We start from the raw sequence: 16,767 nt of genomic DNA on the forward strand, positions 1-16,767 counted from the left end.
CCTTCTGTAGTTTTTCGTAATAACTGCTTGTTGAACATACCGTAAACAAGTCGATAACCTATGAAGGAGTAAAGGTATGAGATATTTTGTGGCGGTACTGCTCTTATGGCTAACTGCCTACACTTTAAAAGCACAATCTGGTGGTAAGCATAGGTCTGCTTATTGGATAAAGTATAATAATGAACTTACCTTAAGCGAAAAGTGGCTGTTAACAACAGAAGCTGAAAATCGCAGGACCTTTTCTCCTGACAGGCAGAACCAGGTGTTGGCTCGTACAACTATTTCTAAACAAATTACCAGTACACTACATCTTGGTGTTGGTTTAGCTTATAACACAGAATATGAAGCTGATGCAGAGCTTTGGGTGCCTGAGTGGCGCCCGCACGAACAGGTAGAGCTTTTACTGGTTAAAAATAAGTTTCAGATAGAGCAGCGCATTCGTGTAGAGCAGCAGTTCATTCGAAATACAGCCGGCGATGAACTGCTGGAAGACCACAGCCTTACCCTCAGAACAAGATATCAGCTACAATTGATTTACAACTTTAAGGAAAAAGAAGGCGAAAAAGGTAATCTCGCTGTTATACTATGGGATGAGCCATATGCCACTCCTGCGGAAAAGATGTTCTTTAACCAGAATCGCCTCAGCCTTGGTATAAGATATCAGCCTTTCCAGAAAATGTACCTTAAGCTATCTTACATCAACAGGATAGTACAAACAGACCCGGACAAGTACCAGTACTGGAATGTACTCAGATTTACTTTCAATCATTTGCTGGAATTATGATCTTTTGCTTCTGCCTCACATGGCCTAGAACTTTTGTCTCTAATCATCAGCTTCACTATTAGCAAACTTGGTTTTGTAATTGCCTGTAAGTTTTAATATCTGATATGATTTGTTTTACAGGCTTACACTATAAATAAACTATAACTTATAGGTTTTAAACTTATCTATATTTATAAATGTAATTAAACATTTATTTTATGTTTTCTACTAAAGAAGATGTGGCTGATTAGCCTGGTTGTAAATAATTCGATATAATCTAGATCTTTTTTATGATTTATGAAGCTTTCTTCAATATAAAATCAGTCTTCTCCTTTACTCTTAAAATTGCATCAGGTTCTTACACACAAAAAGACTGATGAAAGTGCTGTCTCTTTCTTTGGAGTAGAGAGTCGTTTTAATATTTATTGAAATGTTTTGGGACTTTTATTTACATAAACCTTAGCCTGAACAAAGTAGCAAAAAGCTTCCTGTTATTTTATAGTGTGTTTATTATGTTAAATATGTAATGATGATAAAATCTTGATTTACTAAATGTATTGAAGAATAACATGAGTGCTTAAAGAATGTGTAATGCAGTAGGTGAGGTAATTGGCTTAAAAACCAGGCTCTGGATTAAATACTGAAGCGGTGATTATTAGTTACGTTGCAATGCTGTAGATGTAAAAGAGTAGCACTACATTACTAGATTTTAATAAAAGAAGTTGATGGCTTTATTTGCCGTTACATTTCAGGAGAAACTTAAACTTTGGTGCAAAGGAGAGAGGTGGTACCGGAAAGCAACACAAATTAAGCTTGAGGAAGCATTCAACTAGAGCCCCCCTTATTAACAGAAAAAGCCTTACACAATGTGCAAGGCTTTTTCTGTGATTACTTGTATAGCTAAACTAAACTAGCTTAACATTCACTGCGTTTAGTCCTCTTTTTCCTTCTACTACATCAAAAGTAACTTGGTCACCTTCTCTAATCTCATTTACTAAACCAGAAACGTGTACAAAGTACTCCTGATTTGATCCTTCTTCTTTGATAAAGCCGAAACCTTTTTGGTCATTGAAGAATTTTACTGTTCCTTTATTCATAATGTTTTTTTGTTATACACCTTAGACGTTTGAAGATGTAAAAATGTTCACAAATTTATAAAATTTTATATGAATATAGAAAATAAAAGAATCATTAGCTACTACTTACTTAAAATAATTTTTTTATGAGACAGAATAAAAAAAGCTGCTGTTAAAAAATAATTAGCTAAACAGCTGTATTAGTAGCTTTTAAAGCTGCAAACAAGTTTTAGAACAAGACAAAGCTTTGTAATGCCTTACCCTTAAACAGAGGTTGTAAATAATAAACTGTTCTGAAATACTAGTATCTCGGTTGCTTTTTAAGGGTAGCTATTTCCTGATTCAGTTCCTCAATGCGATTCATTTCAGTTTGTAGGTTGCGTTTTAGCTTTAGTTCTTTTTCGCGGGTAGCCTTTTTATGGGTATTATATTCTTCGTCTACAGCATCAAACGCTTTCTGCTTTTCAACAGCCACTCTCTTGCTGTTTTTATACTGTAGCATCATTACAGCAAGCAAAATCAATAAAGCAACAATAATACCTATAGAAAGGAACACATAAAATTGCTTATGCATGTCAATACCTAATACAGAAAGATTGTTAACAGCATGTTCGCTTTTCTGTACTTCTTCCTCTTTCTGCGCGTTCTCTTGTTTTAAGGCCTGTATTTGTTGGTTTTGACTTTCTATAGTTGCGCGTGCCTCTGTCAATTCCTGCTCAGCTGACTTGCGATCGTCTACTAAACCTTGTGCGGTAGCTTTGATGCTTTCCTGCACACTTGTCCAGAAAGCATTCAGTGCATTAACATTTACTACTTTGTAGTCCTGGTTATTTTCTCTGTAGGAGTTAGAGTTGTTTTTCAGGTTATTGAATTGTCTTGCTAATGGAGCGGGAGTAGTGCCTTCTTCTGTAGTTGTTTGCTGCGCTTTAGCTGTTGTTACTGAAAAGGTAAGCAAAAAGAGTAGCGGATAGAGAAGTGCTTTCATAAGCAGCATAATAATTTGTAAGTTATGTAATCAGTTAAAAAGTAAGCTGAATTATTTCCTCTTCCTATTATTGTCCTCTATAAAAGCAGGTTTTGCTAACGTTTATGTTTCACCATACTTTTGGAAGAAAAGGTATAAGTTTCAAAAATAACCTTTCTATTTACTTAAAACTAATAAAAATGAAGGCAGTTGAAATTTTGCTGTTTCAATACTGCCTTTTTTCTTAAACTGTTACTATAACATTAAAATCGCCTGATTATTGTCTTTTTATAGACCTGATTTAACTTATAAAAGCTCTTTTATTGATTTTCTGAAGAAGGAAGATGGTATCAATGGCTGTTGTACTGTAGTTCTCTTACCTTATGAGATAGCCTTATTATGCCTCTATGTTTTAAATAGCTACAGCCGCCAAAATAGGCGGCTGTGTAATAGAACTCACTAAGTGGTGCAACTAAGCTCCCATACTTTCTATTTCACGGAAACGATAGAGAGTTACATGAGCATAGGCGTATTTAACATGTTCAGTAGTACCTTTGCTCTGTAATAGCCCCAATTTTGTCTGCAAGCGGGTTCCAGCCTACATTATGAGCAGCAGCCATTGATTTTAAGCATTGGTAACGAGACAAAGAATGCAGCACAATGTTTCGACTCTTTAGGTATTTTATAAAAGCAATCATTTTTACTTGCCACTCTGAGTCCTGTAAGCGCTTTACCCTTGCTTGCCGGCTGTCTAAAGATTCTGATAAGTGCAGCGTTTTAAAACCTTAATCTTTAGCCCCTTCGAATTGCTTTTGCTGCATGTAATGCTCCAAAGATTCTGCAAAAGAGAGTTTTTTGGAAATAGCCAACCAAGAAGTTTGCATACGCATCTCAGAAAATGGTATATAAGGCAACCAGAGAGCCTGTTTTTACAGCATCAAAAAGCCTGCATTTTGTTCTTTATTTGTTTAAGAAGCTGACCTTTGGGTGCGTTCATCCTTTGGATTGCCAGTCATCCTATTAGTGTATACTTTCTATCATAGTTTTAAAGGTTTTCTTTAGCCTATGATACAGCAGTTGGTTTTAGGCTACAGATATTTATTATCACGAATCAGTTTTATTCCCAATCGCCGATTAATCTTCTCAGAATAACGATTTGCCCAAGATGATAAGCCGTATGTTCTGCTACAAGCATGGCCTCCCGAAGTAAGTTCTGACCATCACCGTGTGTAAAAGGTTCAAAAAGATCATTGGCCGGGTTTTCTACAAGTTTTACTATTGCATCCAGATCGGCATAGATAGCCTTTATACTCTTATCCAAAGCATTCTTATCGGCGGGTGCTGTCTCTTTTGGCCAGTATTCATCTGGCCATTTAGGTGACTTGTGTTCTGGATTTCTGCTAAACTCCAGGATATCCCATTGTGCTATGCGGAGGTGTTCTATCAGTTGCCATAGTGTGTAAGGGAGCTGGTTTGTTTGTTTTCCCGCATTTTCAACTGTAATGCCTTTTAGTATGTGCTCCATCGGCGAAAAGGCTTGTCCGCCGCGCATTAGTTTCACAAGTTGCTCTCGAAGTTGCAGGTCCTGTTTCATAGCTGTTGTGTCTTATTTATTGACATGCTTACGATGAATAATGAAACCAGATGTGATGATATGTAAAGGGGGAGTATGTAAGAGAGCTGTGTTGAAGTAGTTAGAGAAAGAAGAACGTTTAAATTTACCTGGTGCGGAAACATGTTCTGCACCAGGTAACATTGATAAAAGCTGTCAAGGCCCAACATTAAAAGAGCAACCTAAAGAGGCACTTAATTCTACCGTAAAAGTTGTTCCTTTGTCAGGTTCGCTTTCAGCTGAAATTTTCCCACCAAGCGCCTCTACCTGCATTCGGGTAAGGTACAAACCTAAGCCTTTAGAGTCTTTGTTGCGATGAAAAGTTTTGTACAGGCCAAACAGCTTATGGCCCATTTTGTTAAGGTTCATGCCTAAGCCGTTGTCAGAAACTGTTAGATAAAGCTTATCGTGTTCTAGCCAGGTCTTTACTTTAATGATCGGTTTTCTGTCAGGTGAACTATATTTTAGGGCGTTGGAGAGCAGGTTATGTACAATGCTCTCTATATATACTTTCGGAATATTTAACTGCGTCACGAAAAGCTCGGTTGTAATTTCAGCCTGTGGTTCAGTAAGAATGTTCTGCTTCTCTTTGTTAATGACATCTGCAACAGACACTGCCTCTTGTTGTAGCTGTTGCTCATTGGCAGTTTTCAGAATCGTGTTAAGGTCATCTATGGTGTCAGACATGTTATTTATCATCAGGTTCATTCTGCCCATCACTTCAGAGCCTGTTTCCTGATTGGGGCTAGCCTGATAATGAGCATATAGGCCACGAATGTTACTCAATGGCGAGCGGAGATTATGCGTTATGATGTAGGCAAAGTCTTCCAGTCTGTTATTCTTTACTTTCAGTTCTTCTGATTTAGTTAAAAGCTCATCGTTTAGTTCTTTAAGCTTATCAGCATGGTTCCTTAACAAAATGGCAACCATGTCCTTCAGCAGTAACTGTGTAACTTCCAGTTCATTCATTGTCCAGGGTACAGATTTGCCCCTAATATCCTCCACCCATTTTGAGAAAGATTTCCGGGGGTGTACCCGCATCCCATCCCCGGCAATTGGTTTTTCTGGATTACCAGCCCAAATGCGCGTTTCCTTAATTTCGGGTTTAAAAAACAGAATGTATGATTTATTGTACCTCGATATTTCCAGCGCCAGCAAACCGCTTGCATTTTGTCTGTAAGCATCTGCCTGTGGAATGTGTTTAGAAAGCTCTCTGGTATAGAAAATGCTGGCATTATTGTTAGCAATAAGCCATTCAATTATCTCCATTACCTGATCGGCTGCTGGCGTGTTGCCTGTTGTGGTTAGGGTGTTTTCAATGTAAATGGCCGCTCCCTGGCTTTCAGTTATATCCAGCAGCGTAAAATGTTGTTTAAAAAGTCCTTTACTAACACTGCCTGTTGCATTAACCTGCTCCACAAGTACCTCCTCCATTTGCTTATAATAAGCCAGCGTTTGCAGGTCCCTTTTTTCCTGGTTGGTAAGAACGGCAGCTGAAAAAGTTTTAGATGCCATGTAACACATCTGCCTCTTCCAAAAATCGACAAACTTAGGTGACTGATGGTGACATGTAATCAAACCCCAAAGCTTGCCTTTTACCATTAGCGTAATAGACAAAGAAGCCTGTACACCCATATTAGCAAGGTATTCCAAATGAATTTCAGAAGCATTCCGAAGCTCAGACTGTATAATGTTAGTCGGAGCACCATCTGCAAGGTTTACATAAGGTACTATATCAATAGCAGAAGCCGAAATATCAGGAATTTGCCTGATGGGCTTTTTGGTGAGTAGATCTCTGGCCGGAGCAGGAATATCACTGGATGGAAAGTGCTGGTATAGATAAGAGCCGATTCCAGGCTTTGTTTTCTCTGCAATAACTTCTCCATTCCACTCCTTGTCAAAGACATAAAGCAGTACCCGGTCGTAATTAAGATACTCCTGAACAAAATTAACCAGCAACTCTGATAAACTTTCGAGTGAGTAAAGAGTATTAATTTTTGACTGAAAATGTGAAAAAGAACAATAATTTTCTAATCTCTCGTACTCATCAGTTGGGGTATATGCTTCGCATTCTAATATTATTTTATTGGCAGATAGATGCGCGAATCCAAAAAAATGTTTATCTCTGATAGTAACAAGTTGAGGGGAGATAATAGGATCGTTTCTTAGCTGTTTTTCAAGTTTTTGATATTCTTCAGCAGAACAGATAGTATCTAAGGTTTTTCCGAAAAGTACCTCCGGCTTTACCCCCAGGTAGTATTCTACGTTTTCACTAAGCTGCTCGACTATTAAGGAAGAGCTGTTTAAGATTATTAAAAAACCATGTGGTTGAATTCGGCCAATAATATGAATAGGTTCAGAGTCGCAGTTACTTAAATCAACTTTATGGTTTTTATAATTTTGCATCTTTTAATTCATTAATCCTTTGTTGCCACAAAACAGGAACTTATAAATGGCAACCAATATGCAAGGGTGGAGCCGTATATATCCAGAGGGTTTCTCTAGAGCAATCTATATACGGCAGCCGGAGGAAAATGTCCTTTAAAATTGTCGTCTTGATAGCTTTTACAAAGATATTTGTTCTCTGGTTAAACATTCATTTGTTTTAACAGTCTTTTTAATAATGTTAGTCTATCAATAAAACATTTAAGTTTCTATATTGGATTTCAGAACCATAGAAAAAATAAATATGAACGAGTTTTTACAGGCCGCTATAGACGAAGCAAAAAAGGGATTTGCAGAAGGAGGCATTCCAATAGGATCTGTTTTGGTACATAATGGCAAAATTATTGGACGCGGACACAATAAAAGAGTGCAGGACGGTAGTGTTATTCTACATGGGGAAATGGATGCGCTGGAAAACGCTGGACGCCAACCTGCTTCTGTTTATAAAGAGTGCACCATCTATACTACACTGTCACCTTGTTCTATGTGCTCTGGTACCATATTATTATATGGTATTCCTAAAGTAGTTATTGGCGAAAACAAGACTTTTGTGGGAGAGGAAGAACTACTGAAGTCCAGAGGAGTTGACGTAACAGTAGTGGATAATGAGGAGTGTTATAACCTGATGCAGCAGTTTATTCAGGAAAAGCCTGCGCTTTGGAATGAGGACATAGGAGAAGATTAACAGACCTTGATGATAAAAACCAGCTAACAGCACGTAGGCTAAAATGTGCTGTTGGCTGGTTTTTAATAAGCCTCTTAAGACCAGTAAGTAAACTTCTTCTTGGTAAAGATAGACTTCGGTATCATGGCGTGTACACCCAACGTTCTATCTACTACCTGGCTTACCTCAAAGTCTACACCTGTGCTGGCAATAGACAATGCCTGGTTGAAAGTGAATCCTAATTCGTTTTGTATAAAATTAACCGTTTCTGCAAGAGCATTTTGCATGGCCTTATCCAGGTCAGGGTCTAAGCCAATGGCAATAAAATGAGTAGGTGTTTCGGCACGCACCTGCTTAAGCGCTTTGCCTTTATGTACGATAAACTTTGCTACCAAGGACAAAGACGCTTCTATGGCCACGCCACTTACCTCGCCATTACCTTGTGCTGAATGGCAGTCTCCGGTTGTAAAAAGCCCGCCGGGCACCGACACAGGTAAATATAAGGTAGTACCTTTAATGAGATGTTTTATATCCAGGTTACCTCCAAAGAAATCAGGAGGAATAGAACTAACACGTCCCATTTCTGGTGGAGGTGACAGTGCCATAACACCCATAAAGGGCTTTAGCGGTATTTCAATTCCCTCCATAAAAGAGGCAGTGTTTTTCTTTTTATCGTAGCGGTACACAAACGTTTCCCGGCTGGTAACAGCGTCAGGTATGCCACCACCTCCTGGCCAAACACTGTTCACTCCATAGTTGCTGCGTAACGGAAGGTCAAGTATACGAACTTCCAGAGTGTCTCCTGGTTCAGCACCTTCTATGTAAACAGGCCCCGTAAGCATGTGCCCCCTGATGCCCGAAGGCTCAGGCTGAACATGCTTCATGATATCAATAATCTCCTGCGCATGCTGATCAATGGGTAAGTTGTTGTCTTTGAAAAAAGCCTCAGGGTCATTTTTACTGATTCCTGCTGTACTAACTGTATGAATCTCAACTACGTCTCCGTCTTTTACCCGGTAAACAGGTGGAACATCTGCACCATAATAACCCCAAACCATATTTTCAGGGACAGATCTTACTATATGATCAGGTTTTATGCGAGAGGGGAGAGGAGAAATTCTCTTTTCATCTCCTACTATGTCTGACAGGCCAGTGGCACTTGCTGTTACGCTGCTTAAGGTAAGAGCAGCTATCCCTCCTTTGGCAGCTTTTGTTAAAAAACCACGCCGCGACTTATGCTTTTCTTCGTTGTTGTTAGTTAGGTTCATCAGGTGAGTTTTAGGTGAATGTACAGGTTATATAATGTTGGTATTTGAGAGTTCGTTTTTAGGCTATGCTTTTAAGATTGATAATTTGATGTAGCTGCACATAATATCAACTTAACCATCACCATATTATGACTCTACACACGTATGACGGGTTGTGCTTTACATGCTTACTATACAATATAAGTATTTTCTAACATAGATAAATATGATATTCCTATATTAAAGCTTTCGATATCATTTAAAATATAGATACCATGGATAATGTATATGAAGGAAAAGTAATGTGGTCTCATCTGGATGCAAACATGCACATGCGCCATTCTGCCTATGCCGATTTTGCCGCACAAGCCAGGATAGCTGTTTTAGATAGCCTCGGGCTGGATTTTAAAGTGTTTCAGAACTTAAAAGTTGGACCAATACTCTTCCGTGAAGAACTTATTTACTTGCGGGAAATCGGCGTGAACGATATCATTAAGGTTACGCTGGAGATGACGAAGAGCAAGCCAGATGGCTCTAGGTGGTCTATTCGGCATGAGATTTACCGGGGTGATGGCGTAAAAGCAGCTGTAGTTAATGTGGACGGAGCCTGGATAGATATTGTAAAACGAAAACTGACAGTGCTGCCGGAAGACCTGGCACAAAAATTTTCACACCTTCCAAAAAGCGATGATTTTGAAGATATTACTGATTGATAATCTTTTTCTTAACTGAATTTAGCTGCAGCTTTTCTTTATAGAGTTTCATGCTTAATGATTCTTAAAATAATTTCGAATGATATACTGCTCGTTATAGGGAGACTAAAGAGGTAGCTGCTATACATAAAACAGCTATTCTCTAAAACCGTACATAAATAACTAACAGAGAAGTACTAGATTCCATAGCTAGATAGTGCAGTAAAAATATTGCTAATTTACAAGTTGTGGAGATATTTTAATGATGAAAAATGAAATTTAGATAATGGTAAATTATGCAAGAATTGCAGATACTGGTAAGCCGCGTGTAGTTATTATAGGAGGAGGGTTTGCTGGTATTGAGTTAGCTAAATCTTTGAGAGATGCAGATGTACAGGTTATACTAATAGATAAACAGAACTACCATACCTTTCAGCCATTGCTGTACCAGGTAGCTACTGCCGGTGTGGAGGCTGATTCTATTATTCATCCCTTCCGGAAAATCTTTGGTAAGCAAAACAACTTTTATTTCCGGCTGGCTGAAGTGCAGTTTATTGATACAGAAAAGCAGGTAGTGGAAACATCGATCGGCCTGATCAGATATGATTATGTAGTAATGGCAACCGGGGCAACCTCAAACTACTTTGGAGATGAGCAGATGGAGAATAACGCCATCGCCCTTAAAAGTATAGACGATGCACTAACTCTACGAAACACAATATTGCATAATTTTGAAAAGTCATTGCTTACCGACGAGGATGAGCAGATGAACAGCCTCATGGACTATGTAATAGTAGGAGGAGGGCCTACCGGTGTAGAGGTGGCAGGGGCCTTAAGCGAGCTTCGGAAACATGTGCTGCCAAAAGATTACAAAGAACTTAACTTTAAGGAGATGGATATACACCTGGTGCAGAGCGGGCCGCAACTGCTGAAGGGTATGTCTGACGAGGCATCGCGGAAGGCACAGGAGTATCTGGAAAGCTTTGGAGTGAAACTGTGGCTTAATCGCCGGGTTAAGTCCTATGACGGCTATACGGTAACATTAGATTCTGGTGAAACGCTTATTACACGTACGCTTATATGGGCAGCTGGTGTTTCTGGTGCACCTGTTAATGGAATTCGCAAAGAAAGTATGCTGCGAGGTAATCGTTTACAGGTAAATGTACATAACCGTGTTTTAGGCTATGATAATATTTTTGCTATAGGTGATATTGCCGCCATGGTGACAGATGAATACCCACACGGGCACCCAATGCTGGCACAGCCCGCCATGCAGCAGGGCAGGCTTCTAGGGAAAAACTTGGTTAATATGCTGTCAGGTAAACCTCTGAAAGCGTTTAACTATAGCGACAAAGGTGCTATGGCTACTGTAGGTCGCAACCATGCTGTAGCAGACCTAAAGATGTTTAACAAAGAAATAAAAACTCAGGGTTTCTTTGCTTGGGTAATCTGGATGTTTATTCACCTTATCTCAGTGATTGGCTTCCGTAACCGGCTTGTTGTAATGGTGAACTGGCTGTGGAGCTACTTTACTTACGATACGGGTAACCGTTTGATTGTAGGATTTACACAGAAGAACGTACCTGTAGAAGAAACCATGACGCATAAAACTTTGATCTGACGTACCATTGATTATATTAGCTGAACTTATAATATCCTTTACTACAGAAACTTTACAAAGTCATGACAGCAAAGGGAGTTAGTTTCTGCTTAGATAGACAGTAAGCAGTTAGTCTCAGAATGACAACATCAAAACAAATCAAACATAAAAAAAGAACCTGGCCATTAATGGTCAGGTTCTTTTTTATGTTATCTGCTGAAGCAGGAGTTAAAAAGGATAATCTCTGTATTCATCCTGATAGCTTATCCACTGCAGCGTTGTTAATTCCTCCAGAATCCATTGGCCACCGAAGCGTCCGACACCGGAGTTTTTCTCACCACCAAAAGGAGTGTTTGGCTCATCATTCACAGACTGGTCGTTGATGTGGATCATACCAGTTTCAATTTGCTTGGCAATTCTGATACCACGCTGCAGGTCTTTCGTATGTAGCGCACCGCTCAAGCCGAACTCTGTAGAGTTCGCCAGCTCAATGGCCTCTGCGTCATCTTTAAATTTAATTATGCCTACAGCCGGACCAAACACCTCTTCCTGGAAAATGGGCATATCCTTCGTTACGCCAGAAAGGACTGTTGGCTGCACCACATTACCGTCGGCCTGACCACCGGTTTCCAGTTTAGCTCCGGCGTCTACTGTTCGTTGTACCAGTTCAACCACGCGTTTAGCTGCTTTGTTATCAATTAAAGGTCCAACAACAGTGTTTTTGTCAGCAGGGTCACCGTAAGGAAGTGCTTTGGCTCTTTCAATAAATTTCTCTGTGAACTTATCATAGATACTCTCGTGAACCAGTATGCGGTTAGTGGACATACAAATCTGGCCCTGGTGCATGAACCGACCAAAAATAGTGGAGTCAACGGCACGATCAATATCAGCATCTTCCAGAATAATGAACGGGTTGTTACCACCTAACTCCAGCGCTAATTTCTTTAAGCCTTCTCCGCCTATTTTACCAATACCCTTACCAACTGGTGTGGATCCTGTAAAAGATATAAGGCTTGATTCTGGGTTTGCTGTGAAGTGGTCGCCTATTACACTTGACTTACCTACTACTACATTAATTACGCCGGCTGGTAAACCTGCTTCTTCAAATAATTTGGCAATAAATGTGCCTCCGGTTACCGGCGACTGAGAAGCGGGCTTCATTACTACACTGTTACCAACAGCCAGCGCAGGGGCAACCGTACGCATAGAAAGGTAGAGCGGGAAGTTCCACGGACTAATCATGGCTATAACTCCGAGTGCTTTCCTATATACCAGTGTTTGCTTACCAGGCGTTACAGACGGAATGGTATATCCGTGCATCCACATCGGAAATGAGGCTGCTTCTATAAGCATATTGTAAGTTTGAGTGTACTCTATTTCCCCTTTCAGATAAGTACCACCAACCTCTTTAGTAATCCAGTTTATTATTTCTTCTTTGCGCTCCTTTAATATATTGGCTGCTTTTAGCATTACCTGCTGCCTTTCCAGCGGGTTAGACACACTCCATGATTTGGAAGCGTCCTTGGCTACTTTAAAAGCCCTGTCTACATCGTCAGTACTGGCACCCTTAAATGTATTTATAACGGACTCGTCGTAAGGATTCAAATTTTCTACCTCATGGTCCGCTGAGCCCTCAAGCCACTCTCCGGCAATAAATTGTTTATTAAGATCTGTATATTGTTGCATAGTTTATTTTGTGTTTAAAAACCTTACCTTGTTTTACAGGCAAAGCAGTGTTAATGTTTGTCTAAACAATAAAAAATACATGCGCTTGAAATTTAAAGGATTATGAATTGCCTGTTATCTTTTAAAATTATAAAAGCATGGGAAAAAACTTTTTAGCATTTTGTATGTATATACATAATATGTTTGTACATTTGTTTGGATATAGTTCTTATGTATCTACATAAATAATTGAAACCTTAAAGAAATAAATACCATATAGTATTAGACGCATGGCCTCTGCCTTGGCAGGTTTACTTGTGGTGTATAAACCAGTAAATTCTTAAACTTAAAATAATAGAAACTATGGCGAAATGGAGTATTGACCCTACACACAGTGAAGTTCAGTTCAAAGTTAAACACCTGATGATTACTACAGTTACTGGTTATTTTACCAAATACAATTTAGCTGTGACTACAGAGGAAGATGATGAATTTAAAACTGCCAACAGCATTGTATTTACGGCTGATGTAGATTCTATCAACACAAACAACGAGCAACGCGACACGCACCTTAAGTCACCAGACTTTTTTGATGCAGCTACACATTCAGAAATTAAGTTTGTTGGTAAAAGTTATGAAGAGGTTGAAGCTGGTTTTGCAAAACTCCATGGTGATTTAACTATTAGAGATATTACGAAACCCGTTACAGTTGATGTAGAATTCCACGGTATTGTAGTTGATCCGTACGGTCAGACAAAAGCTGGTTTTTCTGTTGATGGAAAGATTAACAGAAAAGACTTTGGCTTAAGCTGGAGCGCCATTACAGAAGCAGGTAATGTAGTAGTTAGCGATGATATTCGTCTTCATGCTGAGATCCAGCTTGTAAAAGAAACCTTGTCTTAATATCTTAAACGACTGCCAGAGTTAAATTCTGGCAGTCGTTTTTTACTTGGTGTGTTTAGAGAAATAGCTACTGCTTTATTAATAACTTAGCTGCCTTACCTGTATATTTATGCTAGATTAAAATACAATGAAGTAGCTCCTACACTTACAAGTGAATATCTTGCCCATGAACTACAAAATTCTCAAATCTGATGAAAGAGGCCTTAAGGATATAGGCTGGCTCAAAAGCAATTTTACCTTTAGTTTTTCCAGCCACTATGATCCTGAACGTAGTGGTTTTGGGTTATTAAGGGTCTTCAACGATGATTTTGTTGAGCCAGGTAATGGGTTCGGATTACATGCGCATACCAACATGGAAATTGTTTCCATTGTGCTAGCTGGCAATATGAGCCACAAAGATAACATGGGATATAATGAAGTAGTTAGCAAAGATTGGGTGCAGATTATGAGTGCCGGATCAGGATTGCGGCATGAAGAGCATAATGTAGGAGAGGATGAGGTAAACTTCCTTCAGATCTGGATAGAACCTAAATTACAAAATATTACCCCCCGCTATCAACGCAGGTATTTTCCGGAAGAAAAAAGGAAAAATAAGTTAGTAACTGTAGTAAGCAACGAAGAAGGTCAAAGCCATTGCTGGATTAATCAGAATGCTAAGTTTTTACTGGGATGTTATGATCAGGGCCATCAGGTGGAATATAGATTTAGTCCTCTGAATAAATTAGCATTTGTGTTTTGTATCAGTGGTTCTATAGAAGTTAATGGCCATGAGTTATCAAAACGTGATGCTATTGGTATCTGGGAAATTGAAAGCCTTAGCATAAGTTGTACAACAGAAACTCATTTCTTAATCATAGAAGCCCCTATTAATCATTAGTAGCTTACGGAATAATGTAAGCAGTTTAAGTTCTTACATTTTGTTGTAGGGAGGTTTTAATTTAATTCAACCATCTAATCCTGCATGCTCAAATAACTGAATAAACTGATGTCATTTTTGTTCATCTGAAGCAGCACCTCCTATCATTTGACACGATGAAGAAACGTACAAGTATAAGCTTACCAAAAGCGGATGGAGAACAACAAGAGGGAAGTCTTCATACTGTTTTAGCAGTAATGACAGATGCGCTGAGACTACAAAAAACATGAAACTCACTTAATAGTTTATAGGAATGTGCTATATTGGCTACTATATATTGAGAATTATAAACACTTGCGTTGCCTGATCAGAACAGGTATGCTTTTGACAAAGTACAAAAGGTAATTCACTTGAGTGTGGTAGTAGAGGACTATAAAATTAAATAAAATGTTGAAGGCAATTAGTCTCTTGTTCGTAGCGTTTGGGCTTGCTTACTTTCTGCTTTATCCCTTTATAAAGAACTCTGTGAACAGGAAGAAGCTTTTTAGATGGCTGGTGTTTCTGTATGCTTTGGTGATGCTTGTTTCTACTGTAAGAACTTATTTTCTATAAAAGATTTGCTGATACTTAAGGGGGTACTCGAAGTATAATATCAGTAAGAACTGCCTACAATCATATATTTATGACCAGATTTATTTTGGCCCTCTTATTGTTGCTTTCCATCTATAATCCTGCTGCGGCTCAACAAAAGACGGATGCTTTCTTAAAAGATATTTTGACAAACGCGGGCAACGATAGCATTAATAGGCTGCTCAGTAACCCGGATGAGTATCGGTTACAGATTATTTATACACAAATCAATCGCGACAAGAAGAATAAACCTTCTTTCCAGAATTATTACTTTAACTACGATCCAAATCTTTATTTCAACCCTGCCTCTACAGTAAAGTTACCATTAGCTTTCCTGTCTTTGGAGAAGCTGAACACGCTTGGGAAAGAAGGAATAGATAAGCATACGCCGCTCGTTTTTGATAGTAGCTATGTACGGCAGAAGCCGCTTTATACTGATGTTACTTCCGCCAGTGGATTGCCTTCCATTGCACATTTTATCAGACGAGCGTTTCTGATTAGCGAGAACGACCCTTATAACCGTTTGTATCAATTTGTAGGACAGCAAGGAATTAACCGTAGTCTTCATGGTAAAGGCTATAAGAATTCCCGAATTGTCCGACAGTTCATGGGGTTTACCACAGAGCAAAACCGCCATACAAATGCCATCCGCTTTTTAAATAAGGATGGAAGTACGAGATACTACCAACCACCTGCCTACAATCCTGACTCAATTGATTTTAGCCCGGTGGTACTATTGGGAAAGGCGCACTACAACAGCAGCGATAGCTTGGTAAATGCTCCCTTTGACTTTACACGGCAGAATAAACTACCACTAGAAGATCTGCAACAGTTACTGCAATCCGTTATGGTTCCTGCGTCTGTGCCCAAAAAGCAAAGGTTCAATCTTTCCAAAGATGATTATACCTTTATCTATCAATACCTGTCTCAGTATCCTTCCGAAACACCTTATCCCAAGTATGACTCAGCCCTTTTTTATGACAGTTATGTCAAGTTCTTTTTCCGCAACAGTACGCACCGTATGCCCGAACACGTTCGGGTGTTCAATAAAGTAGGTTGGGCTTATGGATTCCTAACAGATGTTTCTTATGTGGTTGATTTTGAAAACCAAGTGGAATACATGTTAGCGGCAACCCTGTATGTAAACAGTGACGATGTGGTGAACGATGGGAAGTATGACTATGATACCATTGGCTATCCTTTTCTGTACAACCTGGGGCAAATTATTTATAACTACGAATTATCAAGAGAAAGAAAATACAAAGCAGACTTGTCAGCATTTCAGGTACAGTATGAGCAGCGTGATGTACATGATACCCGCCCTTCGCTGCGAGAGGTTGACAATTAAGGTACTTCTGTTTTTGATGTTCCTATTAAGTTGCTATTCTCTGCTGTTAGAGCAGTTTCTTCTATAGTTCAGCTTTAAAGTACTTCTTAATCCTGCGACCATTGATTATTAAGTTCAGCACCTTCACTTTGTTGAACATTTCTCTTTAGGTAATTAATGTTTGGCAATAAACCAGTAAGTAATGGTTTAGGCTTAACATTCTTTAACACCTTTGATATCTTTCTGCTCTGAATGTATTATTAACTTTTGCCAAGGGTGATGAATGTCATTTTTTGCCCCTGCTGAAAGTTGTAGATTTGATG

At 39.1% G+C, this 16,767-nt stretch carries 13 protein-coding genes; 7 read left to right on the plus strand and 6 right to left on the minus strand.

Annotation, left to right across the window (positions count from 1 at the left end):
• The first annotated feature begins 76 nt into the window (after window positions 1-76).
• Window positions 77-784: a DUF2490 domain-containing protein gene (locus LN995_RS14830; protein ID WP_229961865.1), complete on the plus strand. Its 708-nt coding sequence runs from the start codon at window positions 77-79 to the stop codon at window positions 782-784.
• Window positions 785-1,668: 884 nt separating this feature from the next.
• On the opposite strand, the gene LN995_RS14835 is transcribed toward LN995_RS14830, so the two are convergent.
• The 4 genes from LN995_RS14835 to LN995_RS14850 form a co-directional block, all read right to left on the minus strand.
• Window positions 1,669-1,860, minus strand: a complete 192-nt coding sequence (locus LN995_RS14835) for a cold-shock protein (RefSeq protein WP_229961866.1) — start codon at window positions 1,858-1,860, stop codon at window positions 1,669-1,671.
• Window positions 1,861-2,140: 280 nt separating this feature from the next.
• Window positions 2,141-2,824 carry a hypothetical protein gene (locus LN995_RS14840; RefSeq protein ID WP_229961867.1) on the minus strand — a complete coding sequence of 228 codons (684 nt, stop codon included), beginning with the start codon at window positions 2,822-2,824 and terminating at the stop codon, window positions 2,141-2,143.
• 1,096 nt (window positions 2,825-3,920) lie between these two features.
• On the minus strand, window positions 3,921-4,397 hold the full coding sequence (locus LN995_RS14845; protein WP_229961868.1) for a DinB family protein: 477 nt from the start codon (window positions 4,395-4,397) through the stop codon (window positions 3,921-3,923).
• 174 nt (window positions 4,398-4,571) lie between these two features.
• A complete protein-coding gene (locus tag LN995_RS14850) occupies window positions 4,572-6,821 on the minus strand; it encodes an ATP-binding protein (protein WP_229961869.1) in 2,250 nt (749 codons plus the stop codon).
• A 283-nt stretch (window positions 6,822-7,104) separates the two neighbouring features.
• Here LN995_RS14850 and LN995_RS14855 point away from each other — a divergent pair, with 283 nt between their 5' ends.
• A complete protein-coding gene (locus LN995_RS14855) occupies window positions 7,105-7,545 on the plus strand; it encodes a nucleoside deaminase (protein WP_229961870.1) in 441 nt (146 codons plus the stop codon).
• 74 nt (window positions 7,546-7,619) lie between these two features.
• Here LN995_RS14855 and LN995_RS14860 read toward each other — a convergent pair whose 3' ends face one another.
• Entirely contained in the window at window positions 7,620-8,792 is a 1,173-nt protein-coding gene (locus LN995_RS14860; protein ID WP_229961871.1) for an acetamidase/formamidase family protein, read from the minus strand.
• A gap of 254 nt (window positions 8,793-9,046) precedes the next feature.
• On the opposite strand from LN995_RS14860, the gene LN995_RS14865 reads away from it, so the two are divergent.
• Window positions 9,047-9,484: an acyl-CoA thioesterase gene (locus tag LN995_RS14865; protein ID WP_229961872.1), complete on the plus strand. Its 438-nt coding sequence runs from the start codon at window positions 9,047-9,049 to the stop codon at window positions 9,482-9,484.
• Between the two features lie 265 nt (window positions 9,485-9,749).
• Window positions 9,750-11,084 (plus strand): NAD(P)/FAD-dependent oxidoreductase, encoded by a 1,335-nt coding sequence (locus LN995_RS14870; protein WP_229961873.1) that lies wholly within the window; start codon window positions 9,750-9,752, stop codon window positions 11,082-11,084.
• Window positions 11,085-11,291: 207 nt separating this feature from the next.
• Here the strand turns inward: LN995_RS14870 and LN995_RS14875 are convergent, their stop codons facing one another.
• The gene (locus tag LN995_RS14875) at window positions 11,292-12,749 is read right to left on the minus strand and encodes an aldehyde dehydrogenase family protein (RefSeq protein ID WP_229961874.1); all 1,458 of its coding nucleotides are present in this window, start codon (window positions 12,747-12,749) and stop codon (window positions 11,292-11,294) included.
• Window positions 12,750-13,091: 342 nt separating this feature from the next.
• Here LN995_RS14875 and LN995_RS14880 point away from each other — a divergent pair, with 342 nt between their 5' ends.
• The 3 genes from LN995_RS14880 (at window position 13,092) to LN995_RS14890 (ending at window position 16,465) form a co-directional block, all read left to right on the plus strand.
• The gene (locus tag LN995_RS14880; protein WP_229961875.1) at window positions 13,092-13,631 is read left to right on the plus strand and encodes a YceI family protein; all 540 of its coding nucleotides are present in this window, start codon (window positions 13,092-13,094) and stop codon (window positions 13,629-13,631) included.
• A 166-nt stretch (window positions 13,632-13,797) separates the two neighbouring features.
• The gene (locus LN995_RS14885) at window positions 13,798-14,508 is read left to right on the plus strand and encodes a pirin family protein (RefSeq protein WP_229961876.1); all 711 of its coding nucleotides are present in this window, start codon (window positions 13,798-13,800) and stop codon (window positions 14,506-14,508) included.
• Between the two features lie 661 nt (window positions 14,509-15,169).
• The gene (locus tag LN995_RS14890) at window positions 15,170-16,465 is read left to right on the plus strand and encodes a serine hydrolase (protein WP_229961877.1); all 1,296 of its coding nucleotides are present in this window, start codon (window positions 15,170-15,172) and stop codon (window positions 16,463-16,465) included.
• Window positions 16,466-16,767: the final 302 nt, after the last annotated feature.

It is taken from the genome of Pontibacter silvestris (assembly GCF_020907275.1).
GTDB classification, from domain to species: Bacteria; Bacteroidota; Bacteroidia; order Cytophagales; family Hymenobacteraceae; genus Pontibacter; species Pontibacter silvestris.

Excerpts from the sequence above, each read along its gene's own strand:
- LN995_RS14830 (WP_229961865.1), top strand. The coding sequence starts at position 77 with ATGAGATATTTTGTGGCGGTACTGCTCTTATGGCTAACTGCCTACACT.
- LN995_RS14835 (WP_229961866.1), bottom strand. The coding sequence starts at position 1,860 with ATGAATAAAGGAACAGTAAAATTCTTCAATGACCAAAAAGGTTTCGGC.
- LN995_RS14840 (WP_229961867.1), bottom strand. The coding sequence starts at position 2,824 with ATGAAAGCACTTCTCTATCCGCTACTCTTTTTGCTTACCTTTTCAGTA.
- LN995_RS14845 (WP_229961868.1), bottom strand. The coding sequence starts at position 4,397 with ATGAAACAGGACCTGCAACTTCGAGAGCAACTTGTGAAACTAATGCGC.
- LN995_RS14850 (WP_229961869.1), bottom strand. The coding sequence starts at position 6,821 with ATGCAAAATTATAAAAACCATAAAGTTGATTTAAGTAACTGCGACTCT.
- LN995_RS14855 (WP_229961870.1), top strand. The coding sequence starts at position 7,105 with ATGAACGAGTTTTTACAGGCCGCTATAGACGAAGCAAAAAAGGGATTT.
- LN995_RS14860 (WP_229961871.1), bottom strand. The coding sequence starts at position 8,792 with ATGAACCTAACTAACAACAACGAAGAAAAGCATAAGTCGCGGCGTGGT.
- LN995_RS14865 (WP_229961872.1), top strand. The coding sequence starts at position 9,047 with ATGGATAATGTATATGAAGGAAAAGTAATGTGGTCTCATCTGGATGCA.
- LN995_RS14870 (WP_229961873.1), top strand. The coding sequence starts at position 9,750 with ATGGTAAATTATGCAAGAATTGCAGATACTGGTAAGCCGCGTGTAGTT.
- LN995_RS14875 (WP_229961874.1), bottom strand. The coding sequence starts at position 12,749 with ATGCAACAATATACAGATCTTAATAAACAATTTATTGCCGGAGAGTGG.
- LN995_RS14880 (WP_229961875.1), top strand. The coding sequence starts at position 13,092 with ATGGCGAAATGGAGTATTGACCCTACACACAGTGAAGTTCAGTTCAAA.
- LN995_RS14885 (WP_229961876.1), top strand. The coding sequence starts at position 13,798 with ATGAACTACAAAATTCTCAAATCTGATGAAAGAGGCCTTAAGGATATA.
- LN995_RS14890 (WP_229961877.1), top strand. The coding sequence starts at position 15,170 with ATGACCAGATTTATTTTGGCCCTCTTATTGTTGCTTTCCATCTATAAT.